At 51.5% G+C, this 15,847-nt stretch carries 11 protein-coding genes and 1 pseudogene; 1 reads left to right on the forward strand and 11 read right to left on the reverse strand.

The genetic code is table 11. The features are described from left to right. Positions 1-117 precede the first annotated feature (117 nt). Complete coding sequence (gene purB / locus IEV97_RS04830) at positions 118-1,470, forward strand: adenylosuccinate lyase (RefSeq protein WP_188500338.1); 1,353 nt, start codon at positions 118-120, stop codon at positions 1,468-1,470. Between the two features lie 77 nt (positions 1,471-1,547). Here purB and IEV97_RS04835 read toward each other — a convergent pair whose 3' ends face one another. The 11 genes and pseudogenes from IEV97_RS04835 to IEV97_RS20215 all read right to left on the reverse strand — a co-directional run. Continuing rightward, positions 1,548-3,986 (reverse strand): hypothetical protein, encoded by a 2,439-nt coding sequence (locus IEV97_RS04835; RefSeq protein ID WP_188500339.1) that lies wholly within the window; start codon positions 3,984-3,986, stop codon positions 1,548-1,550. 30 nt (positions 3,987-4,016) lie between these two features. After that, complete coding sequence (locus IEV97_RS04840; protein WP_188500340.1) at positions 4,017-5,168, reverse strand: DUF4249 domain-containing protein; 1,152 nt, start codon at positions 5,166-5,168, stop codon at positions 4,017-4,019. A 5-nt stretch (positions 5,169-5,173) separates the two neighbouring features. Next, complete coding sequence (locus tag IEV97_RS04845) at positions 5,174-7,957, reverse strand: TonB-dependent receptor (protein WP_188500341.1); 2,784 nt, start codon at positions 7,955-7,957, stop codon at positions 5,174-5,176. Between the two features lie 53 nt (positions 7,958-8,010). Further along, positions 8,011-8,745 carry a hypothetical protein gene (locus tag IEV97_RS04850; protein WP_188500342.1) on the reverse strand — a complete coding sequence of 245 codons (735 nt, stop codon included), beginning with the start codon at positions 8,743-8,745 and terminating at the stop codon, positions 8,011-8,013. Positions 8,746-9,108: 363 nt separating this feature from the next. Further along, positions 9,109-10,254: a glycosyltransferase gene (locus IEV97_RS04855; protein ID WP_188500343.1), complete on the reverse strand. Its 1,146-nt coding sequence runs from the start codon at positions 10,252-10,254 to the stop codon at positions 9,109-9,111. Continuing rightward, a complete protein-coding gene (locus tag IEV97_RS04860; protein ID WP_188500344.1) occupies positions 10,254-11,228 on the reverse strand; it encodes a glycosyltransferase family 2 protein in 975 nt (324 codons plus the stop codon). Before IEV97_RS04860 ends, IEV97_RS04855 begins: the two co-directional genes overlap by 1 nt. 5 nt (positions 11,229-11,233) lie before the next feature. Next, positions 11,234-11,773, reverse strand: a complete 540-nt coding sequence (locus IEV97_RS04865; RefSeq protein WP_188500345.1) for a DUF4199 domain-containing protein — start codon at positions 11,771-11,773, stop codon at positions 11,234-11,236. 29 nt (positions 11,774-11,802) lie between these two features. Beyond that, a complete protein-coding gene (locus IEV97_RS04870; RefSeq protein ID WP_188500346.1) occupies positions 11,803-12,312 on the reverse strand; it encodes a DUF4199 domain-containing protein in 510 nt (169 codons plus the stop codon). A gap of 58 nt (positions 12,313-12,370) precedes the next feature. Continuing rightward, positions 12,371-13,642: a dihydroorotase gene (locus IEV97_RS04875; RefSeq protein ID WP_188500347.1), complete on the reverse strand. Its 1,272-nt coding sequence runs from the start codon at positions 13,640-13,642 to the stop codon at positions 12,371-12,373. Between the two features lies 1 nt (position 13,643). Then, the gene (locus IEV97_RS04880) at positions 13,644-15,350 is read right to left on the reverse strand and encodes a hypothetical protein (protein ID WP_229733797.1); all 1,707 of its coding nucleotides are present in this window, start codon (positions 15,348-15,350) and stop codon (positions 13,644-13,646) included. Between the two features lie 75 nt (positions 15,351-15,425). Further along, positions 15,426-15,653 (reverse strand): annotated as a pseudogene (locus IEV97_RS20215) (BatA domain-containing protein); the annotation flags it as partial. Positions 15,654-15,847: the final 194 nt, after the last annotated feature.

Below are 15,847 nucleotides of genomic sequence, written 5' to 3' on the forward strand. Positions count from 1 at the left end.
AGGCCGGTTGCGACTTTTGCCTTCTATTAAGAGCTGATTAGTTGCTAAATAGCTATCGGCTCATTTGGCTCACGATAGCTTTAAGCTTATCTTTGACCAACGAAACATTCTCTTTGCATGAACCTGACATCACTTACGGCCATTTCTCCGGTGGATGGCCGCTACCGCCGCAACACGACTGAGTTGGCTACCTATTTTTCTGAATTCGGTCTGATCCGCTACCGTGTGTTGGTAGAGGTGGAGTATTTCATTGCCCTGTGCGAATTGCCGCTCCCTCAGCTGGCCGGTGTGCCTCCTTACCAATTTCAGGAGCTGCGGGCGATTTACGAGCAGTTTTCAGAGGCAGACGCCCTGCGCATCAAGGAAACGGAAAAGACCACAAACCATGATGTGAAGGCGGTGGAATATTTTATCAAAGAGAAGTTTGACACGCTTGGCCTCAGCCCCTACAAAGAGTTCATCCACTTTGGCCTGACCTCGCAAGATGTGAACAACACGGCTATACCGCTCTCACTGCGTGAAGCCGATGAGCGTGTGCTGATGCCCTTGTACCAGCAGCTGCACCAGACCCTGGTAGAATTGGCGTACCAGTGGAAAGACATCCCGATGCTGGCCCATACCCACGGACAGCCCGCCTCCCCTACCCGACTGGGCAAAGAGATCATGGTGTTTGCCGAGCGCCTCGAAGCGCAAATGGACCAGGTACGCCAGGTTCCCTTTTCGGCCAAGTTTGGTGGCGCGACCGGCAACTTCAACGCCCACCATGTGGCCTACCCGGATGTGAACTGGCCTGCGTTTGGCAACCGCTTTGTGCAGGAAGTGCTGGGCCTGCGTCGCAGCCAGTACACCACCCAGATCGAGCATTACGATAACCTGGCAGCCTATTTCGACGGCATCAAGCGCCTCAATACCATCCTGATCGACTTCTCGCGCGACGTGTGGCAGTATGTGTCCATGGGCTATTTCAAGCAGAAAATCAAAGCGGGCGAAGTGGGCTCTTCGGCCATGCCGCACAAAGTAAACCCAATCGACTTCGAGAACGCTGAAGGTAACTTAGGTATAGCCAACGCAGTACTGGAGCACCTGTCGGCCAAACTGCCGATATCCCGCCTGCAGCGCGACCTCACCGACTCTACGGTATTGCGCAACATTGGCGTGCCTTTGGCGCATGTGGTGATCGCGCTGAAATCGTTGGAGCGCGGCATTGGCAAACTGGAACTGAACGAAGCGGCCCTACGCCACCACCTGGAAGAGAACTGGGCTGTGGTGGCGGAAGGTATACAAACCGTATTGCGCCGCGAAGGGTACCCGCAACCGTACGAGGCCCTGAAAGACCTGACCCGCAAGAACGAGAAGATCACGGAGCAGACCATCTCCAGCTTTATCGACACCCTGCAGGTGAGCGATGCCATCAAGGCCGAACTGAAGAAGATAAGCCCTTATACATACACGGGCGTGCAAATGCTTTAAGGTATAGCAGACCCTACATACAAAAAGCCCCTGCCGGATGATACCAGCAGGGGCTTTTCTATACCTGTATGGTTGGGTTACTGCTTCTGCGCAACCGGGCCGTTTACCTTAAGCTGTACCAACTGATAGCCTGTCTCTCCCGAGGCTGTCAGGCCCTGCACGACTACCAGGTAGGTGCCCGGCTGATCGGAGGTATAGAAGCTTACCTGCTCTCCTTTTCCGGGATCGAGCCTGATGTTTGGAGCCCAGTGCAGCAGGTTTCTAAAATCTGCCAGGCGGCTACTCTTCTGTTCCGGGGTATCGTAGGCTGGTGCATAGAACTCACGTTTCTGCTGAAGTCCATCATAAGCCTGCATCAGCGCGCGGGCATCCAGCTCAAAGCCTCCCAGATCGCCGTTGTACGTGTGGTAGCTCACCAGCCCTTCGTAGGACAACGGGCCGTGGAAGAAACGGCTGGCAATCACATCCAGCTGCTTCACCTTCAGCGGATCAAAGGCCATGATCTTGTCGATGTTGAACACCGGCACCCCATCCAGCAGCACCAACGGGTTTTGGCGGAAGATGGCCTTATAAGGACGGTTCATGACCATGAAGTGGAAGCTACGACCTCGAGTACGCACCTGTACGCCCTGCACATACTCACGCATCACTTCCTCCATCACTTTAAAGCGCTTGTAATCATCGAGCAAGTAGCTTTCCGATGGCTGTCCGTAAAAAGCTGAGCTATCTATACCTGGCGTATGGAACCTGTTGCGGTATCCTCCATAATAAGCATGCTCCACCTGTACCTGCAGGTGACGCTCTGCGATATCGGCTGCTCTCGACTCTGTGAGGTGCAGATGAGCCGGCGCCTCGTTGGTATAGCGAGAAGAGAAAGGACTGAGCAGCTCAAAATGGTAGGTGCTGTCTTTTGTGAAGTCAGACTGCAGCACAAGGTCCTTGTTGCCATAGAAATCCTTCAACTCAAACAACAGTTTGCCATCGGCCCCGCTCTGGGCGTTGTAGAAGCGAATGGGGTGGCCCGGTGATGCCAGGTATGTCATGATGCCAGAAGCAGGCTTACCCGAACTCTTATGCGTGACTTTGCCTAAGAGCAGGTGGCCGTGGTTTTCTGGCAGATAAGCATGTTTGGAGGGCTCCTTCTCCAGCACATCCTCCCACTTAAAACGACTCCAGCCATGGGTCAGCATCAGGTTATCCATGGCCTGGTGATCTGCCTTGCCAGCATCTGAAAAGTAGTAGGCTGGGTTTTCTATCGCACCTTTTAAGTCGGACTCGAGCCAGATGTAACTGGCAATATGCCCCTGAGGCTGAAGCTGCAGGGAATCCAGTTTGTACACGGCCATCGAGAGATTAGCCGGCGTTTGCGAGGCGGCCTGCAGTTCCAGGCTTACCTTGTCACGCAGGCTGTATTGCTGCTGTGGCGCCGCCACTTGCAGTGCCAGTTCGTTTGTCGGCCGTTTGAAATAAAGGCGCTCACTGACGGGCTGGCCAGCTGTGTTGAACACGGTAAAGTGCGTAATGCCGTCTGCCAGATCGGCCTTGGTCACTCTGAATACGTATCTTCCGTTTTGCAGCAGGGCTCTTTCCGAGCTGATCACCTGCTGACGGGTATGCCCCAACAGGTATACCTGCTCATCTGGTTTGCCCATAGATCGCACCGCAATATGCAGGTACTGGTCCGTGCTGTCTGCCAGTTGCAAGGTATAGCCACTTTCGTTCACCTGCGGTAGGGCTTGCTCTAAAGTGCTTCCATCAGGCAACTGTAGTTTTGCGGTATAGCGCTTCTCCTGCTGTGGCGTAAAGGCAAAGCGGCCCATCCCAAACTTATGGGATGTAAAATCGACTACCTTGTTGCCATCCTGATCAAGCACCTGGCCTGCCAGTGCAGCCCCTTTACCGTTTTGACTACCTGATATCTTGAAAGCAACATTACTCGCTATCCCTGCCAATAGATTTCCTCCTTCCGGGAAGAACTGCAAGGTATAGCCTTTAGCTTTTGCGGCCTCCTGCTTTGGCAGTTGCTCAAAGGTGTTGATGATCGTTACCTGCTGCTGGAAATAGAACGCCGGATCGAAGTTTTTCATCCAGCTGGTATAGGCCCGTACGGTATAGTTGCCCGTCTGGAGCGTGGTGGGAAGTTGAAAATAACCGTTCCCTACCCCATCCTTCATGGCCACCTTGGCTTGCAAGGCAGGTTTTTGGTCTGCATCCAGCAGTTCCACATACGTCACCTTGCTCATGTCGAGCGGGCGATGCAGGCTGCCGTCCACGTTGTATACCTTAAACCACATCTCGTCCCCACAGGCATACACGGGTCTGTCGATGTGCAGGTATAGCTTCTCCTGCAACGATGCCTGCCGGTGTTGCTGCAGGCTGCTAATGGCCGCGTGCTGCTGACCCGACTGGGCATTTACCGTTCCTATACCTGCTATACCTAGCACCAGGCAAAGCAAGGTGCGCAGGGCATACCTTCTTCTGCCGGGCTGAGGTTGATTATGTTGAGCGCTGTTCATCGTTCTGGGCGTTTGTTTCAGGTATAGCATCTATTCCCAATAGGCTGGTTTAACATTCGTGCCCTGCAAGGTGCAGTCCACGCAGGCGCGCGTGCCATAGGTATAGCCGATCGCCACGGGTGACGTAGGGCTATAGATTTCATCCACAGGAATCAGGTAGCCTCCTGTAAAACGCTCTTGTACCTGACCTGAAGAGATCATCACCGTGTCAACTTCACAGCTAGGATAATAGAGGCGCCAGTCACGCGGCAAGTCACGGCTGCTAACAAATATTCTTTTCGTTTCCATGGTAGTAGCCGATATATATCCAATAACTGTTTCATCAGGATTAGAAAGGCTGCGGATATTGCTGGTCAACTGTGATGGAAGCGGATCGAAAAGTGTTCCGATGTTTTCGGTGTTTTTCTTGAGCATCTCCAGGTATTCGAACGCCTCACGCGTCAGGGCATACTGCTTTACAAGGATGCTGTACTTCATGCTGATCTTCTCCGAGTTATAAGGGATAGAGAGTATCCTGTAGTTGCTTATCCTGTCTTCGCTCAACTTCACAGATGACCCTATCTCCACCCGCGTAGAGTTATCTGATTTCCAGCAATAAGCGATGGGGACATCACTTGGTTCACGAAAACGCACCTGCCCATTCTCATAAATAAGGACGGAATAAAGTGCAGACCGGAACTGCCAGGTCTCTTCATAATCCCACTTATAATAGTGCGTGCTATTGTTTGGGTCCTGAGAGTTCACGTAGATTTTCACTTCCCCGCCTTCTGCTTTCCAATTCACGCTTTCGATAGCAGGGCTTGTTTTCACTTCCACATAGTCAGACGCGTATTCGCTGCCAGATCTGGTGCGGATGTACAGCCTGTATTTGGAATCGGCTCTCAGCTGCAGGTTGGGGTGCCTGTAAGTGCCATATCCTGTTCCATGCAAGCCAAATCGCTCGCCATTTTCTGACTCTACTATCACGGTGGCATTTTCTTCAGCGGGAGGCGCTTCTGTATCGTTAAGGCTTTGGGAGCGGAGCAGTTGTATGGTGGTGGGTCCGTTGGCGTTCAGGAAGCCATTCACTACCAAAAAACTACTGCCCGACTCTTTTACTTCAGGGAAGTAAGGGTCGACGCAACCGCTCACGAGGAGCATCACAAGCCAGACAATTGGGTTTTTCCAGTTCCGGATCTTCATGGCAATTAAAACTTAAAATTATAGGTAATGGTAGGGATCGGGTTTCCGAAAATGGACATTTTATAACCTCTGATCTGCCCGTTCTGCGACTTGAAATAAACAGAGTAAGGGTTTTTACGACCCGTCAGGTTATACACGGCCACGGTCCAGGAACTGTGGGCCAGCTTCGCAATCTTGTGATTGCCCTCTATGTTCAGAGCCAGGTCTACGCGGTAGTAGTCCGGGATGCGGTACTCGTTGCGGTCTGAGTACAGGATGCGGTGCGAGCCGCCATCGTAGTACTTGGCCAGTGGCAGCGTGATAGGCCGACCGGTGCTGTAGGTAAAGTTAAGCGAGGTACTGAAGCGCTGACTGAAGCGGTAATTGCTGATCATGGTCAGGTCGTGGGGCTTATCAAAATTACTCGCATACCACTCACCTCTGTTGATCACCTCGGATACAGTTGGGTCGTCGAGGCGCACCAGGGTGCGGGAGTAGGTATAGCTTACCCAGCCGTTTAGTTTACCGGACGCCTTCTTGAGCATCAGCTCCACGCCATAAGCCTTGCCTTCCGCATTGGCTACATCCGTTTCAATGTGGTGGTTCATGATGATGTTGGCACCGCTTCGGTAGTCCAGGAAGTCCTGCATCCACTTATAATAAGCTTCCGCAGAAAACTCGATGGTGTTGGCGCGCAGGTTTCGGTAGTATCCTATGGCTACCTGATCACCTACCTGCGGCTTGATGTTGCTATCGCTCAGCTTCCAGGTATCGGTTGGCGCCATGGTAGCCGTGTTGGAGAGCATGTGCACGTACTGGCGCAGTCTGTTGTAACTCACTTTCACAGATGAGTTGTCTGACACCACGTAGCGGGCCGAAAGCCTGAACTCAGGCCCGTGGTAGGTCGCGATGGATTTGCCGCTGCCATAAGAAACCGTGTCAACGATCGTGTTCAGGGACATGGGCAAACCTGGTGCATACTGTAGCACATCCCGTTTGCCGAGAGCCGTAAAGAAAGAGTAGCGCAGACCCGCCGAAACTGAAAGTTTCTGGCTGATGTCATAGCGGTCAGACAGGTATAGCGCACTCTCAACGGCTTTCTCCTGCTGCAGCTTATCAGGTCTGATCAGTGACTCGGCATGATTGGGCACCAGACTGCCTGGGTTCACCTCGTAACGAATGGCGCTGGCACCAAAATCCAGGGTATGTTTGGAGTCGGGGAAGTAGTTAAAGTCTACCTGCATACCTGTCTGGCTGATCCCGAAGTCCATTGCCGCGGCATTCGCAGCATTCTCCTCGTTCGAAATATCGTACCCGTAATGGCTGTAAGTACCCGTCACGACGCTGTAAAGCTTGTTATGAAAGTTGTGTTTCCACTTCAGGCTGGCGTTCTGGTTCTGGAAGCGATACAGCGTGTCGGAGGCCAGCTTGAAACGGTCTTTGCTGAGGTAACCGGTCAGGTATACACTGTTCTTCTCGTCGATTTCGTGGCTTACGTGCGTGTTGATGTCATAAAAAGAAGCTTCGCTGTTGCTGAAAGACTTGTTGGGGATTTTCTTGAGCAGCCAGTCAGAATAGGTAGAACGCCCTCCAACCAGGATAGAGGTCTTGTCTTTGACAATTGGTCCTTCCAGCGTCAGGCGGCTAGTCAGCAAACCAATGCCGCCCGCTCCGCTAAACTGCTTTTTATTACCTTCTCTTGAGCTCACCTCCAGCACCGACGATAGGCGACCACCATAGCGGGCAGGTACGGCACTCTTGTAAAGCTCCACCGATTTAATCACATCCGGGTTGAACGCAGAGAAGAAACCAAATAAGTGTGAGGGGTTGTAAATCGTGGCATCGTTTAGCAGGATCAGGTTCTGGTCAGTAGAGCCGCCACGCACGTTCATTCCGGTACTGCCCTCCCCCACTGACTTTACTCCGGGCAGCGTCAGCACCACTCGCAGGATGTCTGTTTCACCGAAGGCTGTTGGCACCTGCTTGATGGTCCGGATGTCCAACCGTTCCATGCCCATCTGCAGCCCCGTGACATTGCGGTCTTTCTCGGCCTCCACCAGTACCTCTTTCAAAGTGCGGATGTCTTCTTCTACTTCAATGTCAAGTTTGCCGTCGCTGTGCAGTATAACCTGGCGCTTCGTGTTTTTGAGTCCAACCGCCCGGATGTTCAGTTCATGCCGGCCAACCGGAAGCGACAGGGAATAGTAGCCGTACTGGTCGGAAGCTGTACCAACGGAAGGGGATTCGATGTAGATGTGGGCTCCGATGATTGGCTCTCCAGTGTTGGCGTCGCGCAGGGTGCCAGCCAGATTCGCTCTGCCGGTTTTGCTTCCATTCGGTGTGCCTATCTCGTACAGCTTAATTTCGGATTGGATTCGCTTCTTGTTATCCTGCTGTTGCGGCAGGTAGGCGGGGGTGGCCAGCTGGCTGTTTCGCCGGGCCTCTTCCTCATCTTTGAAGAAGTTGGAAGGCAAATTGGTCATGATCGGATTCTGCCGCGTGATGAAAATCTGGCGCTGCTCCGTGATGGCAAATTTATACTCGGTGCCTTTCAGTATTTGGGCAAGCACCAGGTTAAGTGGCTCTCCTTCCACCTCCACATCCACCTTAATGCTGTCGGCTACGGCCTGCTCAAAGTAAAACTTATAAGGCAGCCGGGTCTCCAGCCGCTGCACGAAATCCTGGAAAGTGATGTTTCGGAAGGAACCGCTGATGAGCGGAGCCTCATTCCGCTGTTGGGCATGCACAGACACTGCCGTGGTCATACAGCACAGCAATAGCAGCAAAAATGCTCTGTAGAAATGGGTCATAAGAAGGGAAGAGAGCTTAAACAGATTTTTGAATGGATCGGAAGCAGGCCCCTTTACTGTTGGAGCGAGTCATAGTGCCGGGCAATTTTCACGATCGCGCTTTCCCGCTCTTTTCGGAAGCGGAGTTTATTGGCGCTGGCAAATTTATTAAGGGGCTTTTTCTGGTCCTGCAGCACCCGCATCACGGAGCGCTTGTTGCTAACAGGGTGGTATATACCGTCTTTCACCAGGTAGAACTTACTGGCATCCCGATACTCTCCCTCCATCCCTTCGGTGCTTGCCCGCTCAAATAGCGTCTTTTCACGCTTCATCAGCACCTGCACCTCGCCGCTGTAAAGCAGGTCATAAAATCCAGGCTGAATCGAAAGCCCGTTTGTGCTGTCTGCCTGCAACCTGATAAATGTATGCCCGTGGAGCTTGAAGGCGTCTACCCGGCTTTTGACCAGTCGCTGCGGTTGCCCGCTCCCGTGGTTCACGATCACGAGCTCGTCCTGCATCAGATCATACAGCATCGGCACGTCTTCAAACCAGGCGCCGTCATATTTAACGGTGCCGTTCTGGTAGATCTTATCCTGATAAAACTGGTGCCCTTTCACGTAGGACTTAACAGGCACATAATACTCTGGCCCATTATACAAGTGGGCGTGCACCCCCACTGCAGTACGGTACTGCTTGAGCGCGTCCGTAACAGCATGGCTTACAAAACTGGTGTCAGTCTGGGCGAAAATTGTGAAAGGCAGTAGATTCAGTAAAAGAACGAGCGTCAGATGAACGGGGCTTTTGCGCATATTGATTAGTTAGCTTCACAGCGAATACAGACATTAAATATAACGTATGTTTGATGTTATGACAAATATGTGAATAAATTATTTCAATAAATAGTGCACTAAGTTAGCCTGGCCCCAAACGGGGTGTCTCCTCAGAATAGCACTTATTCTTTGTTTGAATCGGACTTTCTAGTAGTAAGTGGAGGCCAAGGTGAAAATCCTTAAGCCCATGCCTATTGGAGGGACCTAGGATGGCATACTTTTATTAGACATACTTTTGCCAATTCGGATGCAGGGAGATCATCCTTTTGCACTTATCTTATTTGCCCGGAGCAGCGAAATGTGTTCTGTTTTTAGAGTAAATACTAAAACAAAGGGCTCGCTCTATACCTTCTCCCCTAACTCGTACACTACTTCCACAAACCGGCTCCAACTGAAGCGTTCCTTATACCTTGAGATGTTCTGAGCGAATACTGTAGCCTTAGCCAAGGTATAGAAATCAAGTATGGCGGCGGCGATCGCCTCTGGGTTTGGCTCCACAACATACCCTACTTCCCCGTGCGGCACCAGTTCCGACAACCCGCCCACATTGGTCACCACCATCGGCTTGTCAAAGTGGTAGGCAACCTGCGTTACGCCGCTCTGGGTGGCATGTCTGTAAGGTTGTACCACCAGGTCGGCTGCGCAGAAATAATGCCGGACTTCGGCATTGGGTATAAAATCCGCTCGGAGCACCAACCGGTCTTGTAGCCCATGCTTCTCGATCAGGTCACGGTAGGGCTTTGCCTCCTCGTAAAACTCTCCCGCGATCAACAGCTTCAGATCAGGTATAGCCTGCAGCGCAGGTATAGCCATGGCTTCCAGCAACAGGTCGAGGCCTTTGTAAGACCGGATGAAGCCAAAGAAAAGCAGGTATTTCGCTTCCGGGTCCAGTTTCAAGGCTGCACAGGCTTCGGCTTTGCTTTCGGCAGGGCCAAAATTATCGTAAAGCGGATGCGGCAGGTATACGTTGGGTTTATTCGGCTCAAAACGCTGCAGATCCTGTTGCACGGCCCGCGACATGGTAAGGAAACCGTGGCAGGCGCTCAGAAAATACTTCGTGAAAGGAATATCACCCGGCCGCTTCTCGTGCGGCACCACATTGTCGGTAATGGCCAGGATGCGGCTATACCTGTTGCGCCTGATCAGGCGTGCGATGGTACCCAGGGCGGGACCCATAAAGGGTAGCCAAAACCGGAAAATAACCAGATCGGGTTTTTGGCGCCTGATGTAATTGCCGGTGCGCACCCAACTGATCGGGTTGACAGAGTTGATCAGCGACTTAATGGTGATACCTTGAGGGGCAGGCTCGTCGGTAAACTGGCTTTTGCCGGGGAAAAGAAAGGAAGGATACTGCAGGCTAAACGACACGATCTCTACTTCGTCGCCGGCCTCCTGAAAGGCCGTGGCCAGGCGCTCGTTGAATGTAGACATGCCCCCACCCCGCAAAGGGTGCGCAGGCCCCACGATCACGACACGCCTCCCTGTCATTATTTTTTGATCAAACCTGCCCGGTCTCGAATCAGGTATTCATTCTTTCTGCTGGATGTCATGGACATCATCTCGGCCAGGAAACCCGCCAGGAAAAGCTGCACACCCAGAATAACTGCCACCAGCGACAGATAGAACAACGGTTGGTCTACCACATCGCGCACACGGCCTTCCGGGTATAGGGAAAACACTTTTTGGATGATCAGCCAGAGCGTAATGCCCAAACCAACCACAAAGGAAAGTGTGCCAAAGGTACCGAAGAAGTGCATGGGTCGCTTCTTGAAGCGGCTCACGAACGTGATGGAGAGCAGGTCCAGAAAACCGTACACAAAGCGCTCGAGTCCGAACTTGGTGGTCCCGTACTTGCGCTCCTGGTGTTGCACCACTTTTTCGCCGATACGCGTGAAACCATGCCACTTGGCTATAACAGGTATGTAGCGGTGCATCTCGCCGTGTACCTCAATGCTCTTGACAAGCAACTGCCGGTAGGCTTTGAGTCCGCAGTTGAAGTCATGGAGCTGAATACCGGATAGGCTACGGGTTGCCGCATTAAAGAGTTTGGTCGGAATGGTTTTGCTGATCGGGTCAAATCGCTTCTGCTTCCAGCCCGACACCAGATCAAAACGCTGGTGCTTGATCATGTCATAGAGGGAAGGTATTTCTTCCGGGCTATCCTGCAGGTCGGCGTCCATGGTGATGACCACTTCGCCGGAGCAGCGTTTGAAGCCTTCGTTCAAAGCGGCAGATTTGCCGTAATTGCGGTTAAAGCTGATGCCTTTGACGGTATTGTCCTCGGCGCTCAACTCTGTGATCACATCCCAGGAGCGGTCCGTACTGCCGTCATCTACCAGGATGATCTCGTAAGTAAAACTGTGTGCGTGCATCACACGCTTGATCCAGCGGACCAGTTCAGGCAGCGATTCCTCTTCGTTTAGAAGAGGAACCACCACTGATATATCATAAGGGTATTGCATGCTTCTTATTCAAACTCCGGACGCTTGTGCTTCATCACGGCGGCAATTATGAGCGATAGGATGAGCCCGGAAAAAAATGCGTTGGTTATAGCGCTGGTCAACTGCTTTATGGGTGTGAAAGACGCCATGACCTCTTCTCGCTGGCTATCCAGGATAGAGTCATCGACGCCAAATGAGGCCATCTGCTCCATGGTTGCATCCACTAGCTTCTCTGGCATGCCCGGGTCTATAAATTGGATATAGAGCATGCTGAACAGGCCAGAGATGATGCCTGCAATGATGGATACCATTATGCCAAGTCCCAGACCCTGTCCGTAGGACAAAAGACCGTCGTTTTGCTTTCTGAACTCTTTTAAGGCTAAAACGATACCGATTACAGAGATGACAACCGATACGAGAAGTGCAACAAAAAAATTGCCGTAGCTTTCTGTCAGGTAGCTGATCGTGGCAAATATTACGTACAGCAAGCCTGTTAGCAAACCATACTTGATGGCAACGGCATAAATGGATGGCTTTGATTCAAATTGAGAAGATGTGTCAGTCATAAGGGTATAGGGTTTTATGTGAGGATGAATTACTTTCTGAAAAATACAGCCGCCACTATTGAAAATATCGTCCCTACTACCATCCTGCTCAAAAAATCGTGTGTGGCCAGCATACTGGGCGACAGGTTGTCCAGCTCCTTGTAAGCTTGCTCGAAGTTGGCTTCGCCTATCAGTTTAATCTGCGCCTCCCGGCTCTGGTCGAGCAGCCCCCTCAATTCAACTACGTGTTGCTGTATGATCTCGGGCCCTACCAGGTATAGCATCAGGTATAGCAGCATGGCCGCACTCATGGCGGTGTAAAAGGTAACCGACAAGCTCACGCGCACCCCTTTCCAGAAACCAACTTCCGCATCGTGAAAACGCTTGAAATAGCGCAGCCCCATAAAGATAAAAACAGGCAAAGGCAGGTAACTCCAGCGCCCCGCGTCTCCCAGTGCGTTATACCCCATCAGGTATAAGGCAAGTATGATGACAAAAGAAGCTAATCCGCACAGCACGCCATAGCGTACCCCCACTCTCGCAATCGTTTGATCCAGCATTTGTTATCCGCTTATTCGAGTCAGCCAGTCAGCTAACAGAAATATAGCTATAAATATATTAAAAAGAATGATTAAGTACTACTTGCCCTTTGTTTACCAGGCCTATTACTTTTCCTGTCAGCTCGCGCCCAAGAAAGGGGGAGTTCCTGGATTTAGACCGGGTGCTCTCCGGCGTCGGGGTCCATTTTAAGTCCGGTTGGAAAAGTGTCAGACAAGCCGGCACACCTTCCGCTATGCCACAGGCAGGCATGCGCAGGATCTGACGGGGAATGGAGGTCAGTTTATCAAGCAACTGCTCCAGCGACAGCACATCGCGCATGGTGGTATTTGCCACGGCAAAAGCCGTTTCGAGGTTGATGATGCCGAACTCAGCCAGATCAAATTCCAGTTTCTTGCCTTCTGTGTCCTGTGGCTGGTGCCCGGATACGATAGCATCGATGGTACCGTCGGCCAGTCCCTGCAAAATGGCCGCTTTATCGGCCTCGCTTCTGAAGGGAGGAGATACTTTATAATTTGTGTCGAATGCCGCCAGGGTATGATCGGTATAAGCGACCTGGTAACTGGCCACGTCGCAGCTCACCTGCAGGCCTTTGGCTTTGGCGACACGTATAGCTTCCACGGCGGCTGCCGTTGAAATAAGCGAGAAGTGCAATCGCCCTCCTGTGTACTCCAGCAATTGCATGTCGCGTGTCACCATCACTTCTTCCGCCAGGGCAGGTATACCTTTCATGCCGAGTTGGGTGCTCACAATCCCCTCGTGCATCTGCCCATACTCTGTCAGGCGAGCATGCTCCGGTCGGTTCATCAGCACGCCATCGAAAGGCTGCAGGTATTGCAATGCTTTCACAATCACTTCCGCTCCCTGCACCGGTTTGGCACCATCGCTGAACGCAACGGCACCGGCGCGCTGCAGGTCAATCATCTCAGTCAGTTCCTTCCCCTGCGTATCAACCGTTACGGCACCAGCCGGTAACAGATTAACGGGCAGGTGGGCAGACTTGGCTTTGATAAAATTAATAGCGCCCTTGGTTTGCACGATAGGCTGCACGTTGGGCATGCACAGCACATCCGTGAAACCACCTGCCGCTGCAGCCTCAGCCAAAGATTCTATATCCTCTTTGTGCTCCAGCCCCGGTTCCCCTACCTGTGCATACAGATCCACCCATCCCGGCGACACACAAAGGTCCTCCAACTCGATGGTTTGGTCAGCCTGCTGATCGTTTCCTCCGACTGAGGTGATGATACCATTCTCGATAAGTATGTTCTGGCGCTGAAGATGAAAGGCTGATGAAGGGTCGTAAATGCGGACTGCTTTGAGAAGAAGTTTCATGTTAGAGGAATCTGATTAGAGCTATTTCTGCCATCAAGAAAATCAGACACAATATTAGGCAATATTTCCAAAGGGTGACGCCAAAAAATCTTTTTTCGAACTCGTCCTTTACCGTAAAGGTATCGCTGTAGTCATAAACGTGCACATGCTGCTGGTCTTTGGGCAGGAAGCTTCTTAACTCTGCCGGGCTGTACTGCTCCAGCAAAGATTCCTGCTTATCAAAATTAAAAGCAAAGCTGCCTAACGTTTTCCCCTGAAGTTGTAACTGGTAAAACCCGGCCTCCTCCAGGTCCGGCGGTACGTTAAACACGAGGCGCCCTCCTCTGATCTGTTGTTCAGGTATAAAAACGGTGCTGTCTTTTACCAGTTTATAAATGTTCTCACCGCCTGCCTGCTGCTGGACAGGGATAGTGATGGCCATATTCTGCAAACGATAGGCGATCTGCTGCTCCTGCTTATAGCTGCTGATGGCCAACCGGTACATCACCGGCACAAAGAGCGCATGATTCACCAGTTCGTTCTGCTCAGGCTCTAAGGGAGCAGCCAGCAGGTATACCTTTCCCTGGCCTCTATCAAAGCGCGACAGGTATGGCGCACCGCCTCTATATTTTAGAATATCCTCGGAAGAACGGGACCACACCAGCTCCCTGACAGCAGCTGGCATCTGCATTTTGGGATCGTATTCAGCAAAGATGGTTTTAAAGAAAAGGTTGTCACGGCCCGGAACAGCGAGCGAGGTCTTCGTACTACTGCCGGAATTCAAACTGGCAGGTATAGCGAGCGACTGCATCAGAGCAGAATAGGAGGCACTACGCTCTGTCTGTGGTGGCATTATAGCGAGCGTTCCACCAGACTTCACATACGTATCAAGAGTGGAAACAAGCGCCGAAGGAATATCCTCTATACCTTGCATAATGATAATGTCTGAACTATTCAGGCGTGCATAGTCGATGTTATTGGGTGCGAAACGCTGGGTCCGGAACAGAGGCTCGTTACGGTATAGGCGCTGCAAAGGACTTGTCCCATTTTCGCTGATCTCTGTTATCAAAAGACGACTGGACGGTTGAAGCACAAAATAATACAGGTTATCAAATTCAACCGGATAGTCCTCTACTTCAACCCAAGCCTGCTTACTGCCCTCCCCTCTGATGGTAAAGTTGACCGCTGTTTCAGTGACCTGCTTTGCCGGCAGGTCAATGCTCAGCGCAGCAATCTGTACGTTGTCGATGACCAGCTTTACCGGGCAGCCAGGTATCGCCTTGTCCCCTGCATTGTATAACCTGACATATAAAGCACCTTCAGTATCGGGACGAATGAACTCATCAGCCAGGTACACAGAGTCAACAAACACGTTAGAAGTACCGGCCGATTTTAAAGGCACCAGGTGGTAGATACGGTTACTGTCAACTTTACTAAGCAAAGAGGGCTCAAAGTAGGATTTCTGAAAATCGGAGAACAGGAACACATGCTCCGCAGCAGCTTGATTAGCATTCACCACCTGCTGGCTTACAAAGGGCCTGGTAGAATATGATAACTGATCCAGTGTATTTGTAGCATCATCAGTGCCGATAGTGGCCGCTCTGTTATAATTTGAATTGGTGTTGACACTGATAGCAGTTGTTGAAGGGAAAATATCCAGGACGCGTTTTGCCTGATCAGCTGCCACCGTCAGCAAGGTTAGGTCTTCATCAGCATGCAGGTTTTGCATACTCAAGGAATTATCGAGCGCAATCATTACCTGAGAGGAATCAATGGGACGCACCGTTTCCGAAGCAGGCAGGAAAGGTTGCGCAAATGCGAAGACCAGGAAGATGATGAAAAGGATACGGGAAGCAAGTATAAGCAGCTCTTTCAGATTTCGCTGACTTGCGGTAAGGTCTTTGGAAACCTGAATAAACTTAACGTTACTGAACTCTATACGCTTTGCCCGACGTAATTGAATGAGGTGTAATACGATCGGAATCGATATCGCAGCAAGCGCCCATAAGAAAGCGGGATAAAGAAAAGCCATGTCAACAAGTTAGCGAGGAAGTCTGTAATATACAACGCAAAGGTTGAACATTACTATACGCCATTGCCCATATTGTGACGGACCAAAGGAAAGCAATTTATCTCCTTTGGTCGTCTCCACGCCCTTTGAGTTGCCCCACACGGTTTGGGGCTGCTGTAAACGGCAACAGCCCCTGGCTCTTTTCAGAGTCAGGG

This window comes from Pontibacter amylolyticus, from assembly GCF_014638845.1.
GTDB lineage: Bacteria > Bacteroidota > Bacteroidia > Cytophagales > Hymenobacteraceae > Pontibacter > Pontibacter amylolyticus.

What these genes read in the sequence shown, in the direction of transcription:
- purB (WP_188500338.1), top strand. Translation starts at nt 118, where the DNA reads ATGAACCTGACATCACTTACGGCCATTTCTCCGGTGGATGGCCGCTAC.
- IEV97_RS04835 (WP_188500339.1), bottom strand. Translation starts at nt 3,986, where the DNA reads ATGAACAGCGCTCAACATAATCAACCTCAGCCCGGCAGAAGAAGGTAT.
- IEV97_RS04840 (WP_188500340.1), bottom strand. Translation starts at nt 5,168, where the DNA reads ATGAAGATCCGGAACTGGAAAAACCCAATTGTCTGGCTTGTGATGCTC.
- IEV97_RS04845 (WP_188500341.1), bottom strand. Translation starts at nt 7,957, where the DNA reads ATGACCCATTTCTACAGAGCATTTTTGCTGCTATTGCTGTGCTGTATG.
- IEV97_RS04850 (WP_188500342.1), bottom strand. Translation starts at nt 8,745, where the DNA reads ATGCGCAAAAGCCCCGTTCATCTGACGCTCGTTCTTTTACTGAATCTA.
- IEV97_RS04855 (WP_188500343.1), bottom strand. Translation starts at nt 10,254, where the DNA reads ATGACAGGGAGGCGTGTCGTGATCGTGGGGCCTGCGCACCCTTTGCGG.
- IEV97_RS04860 (WP_188500344.1), bottom strand. Translation starts at nt 11,228, where the DNA reads ATGCAATACCCTTATGATATATCAGTGGTGGTTCCTCTTCTAAACGAA.
- IEV97_RS04865 (WP_188500345.1), bottom strand. Translation starts at nt 11,773, where the DNA reads ATGACTGACACATCTTCTCAATTTGAATCAAAGCCATCCATTTATGCC.
- IEV97_RS04870 (WP_188500346.1), bottom strand. Translation starts at nt 12,312, where the DNA reads ATGCTGGATCAAACGATTGCGAGAGTGGGGGTACGCTATGGCGTGCTG.
- IEV97_RS04875 (WP_188500347.1), bottom strand. Translation starts at nt 13,642, where the DNA reads ATGAAACTTCTTCTCAAAGCAGTCCGCATTTACGACCCTTCATCAGCC.
- IEV97_RS04880 (WP_229733797.1), bottom strand. Translation starts at nt 15,350, where the DNA reads ATGCAAAACCTGCATGCTGATGAAGACCTAACCTTGCTGACGGTGGCA.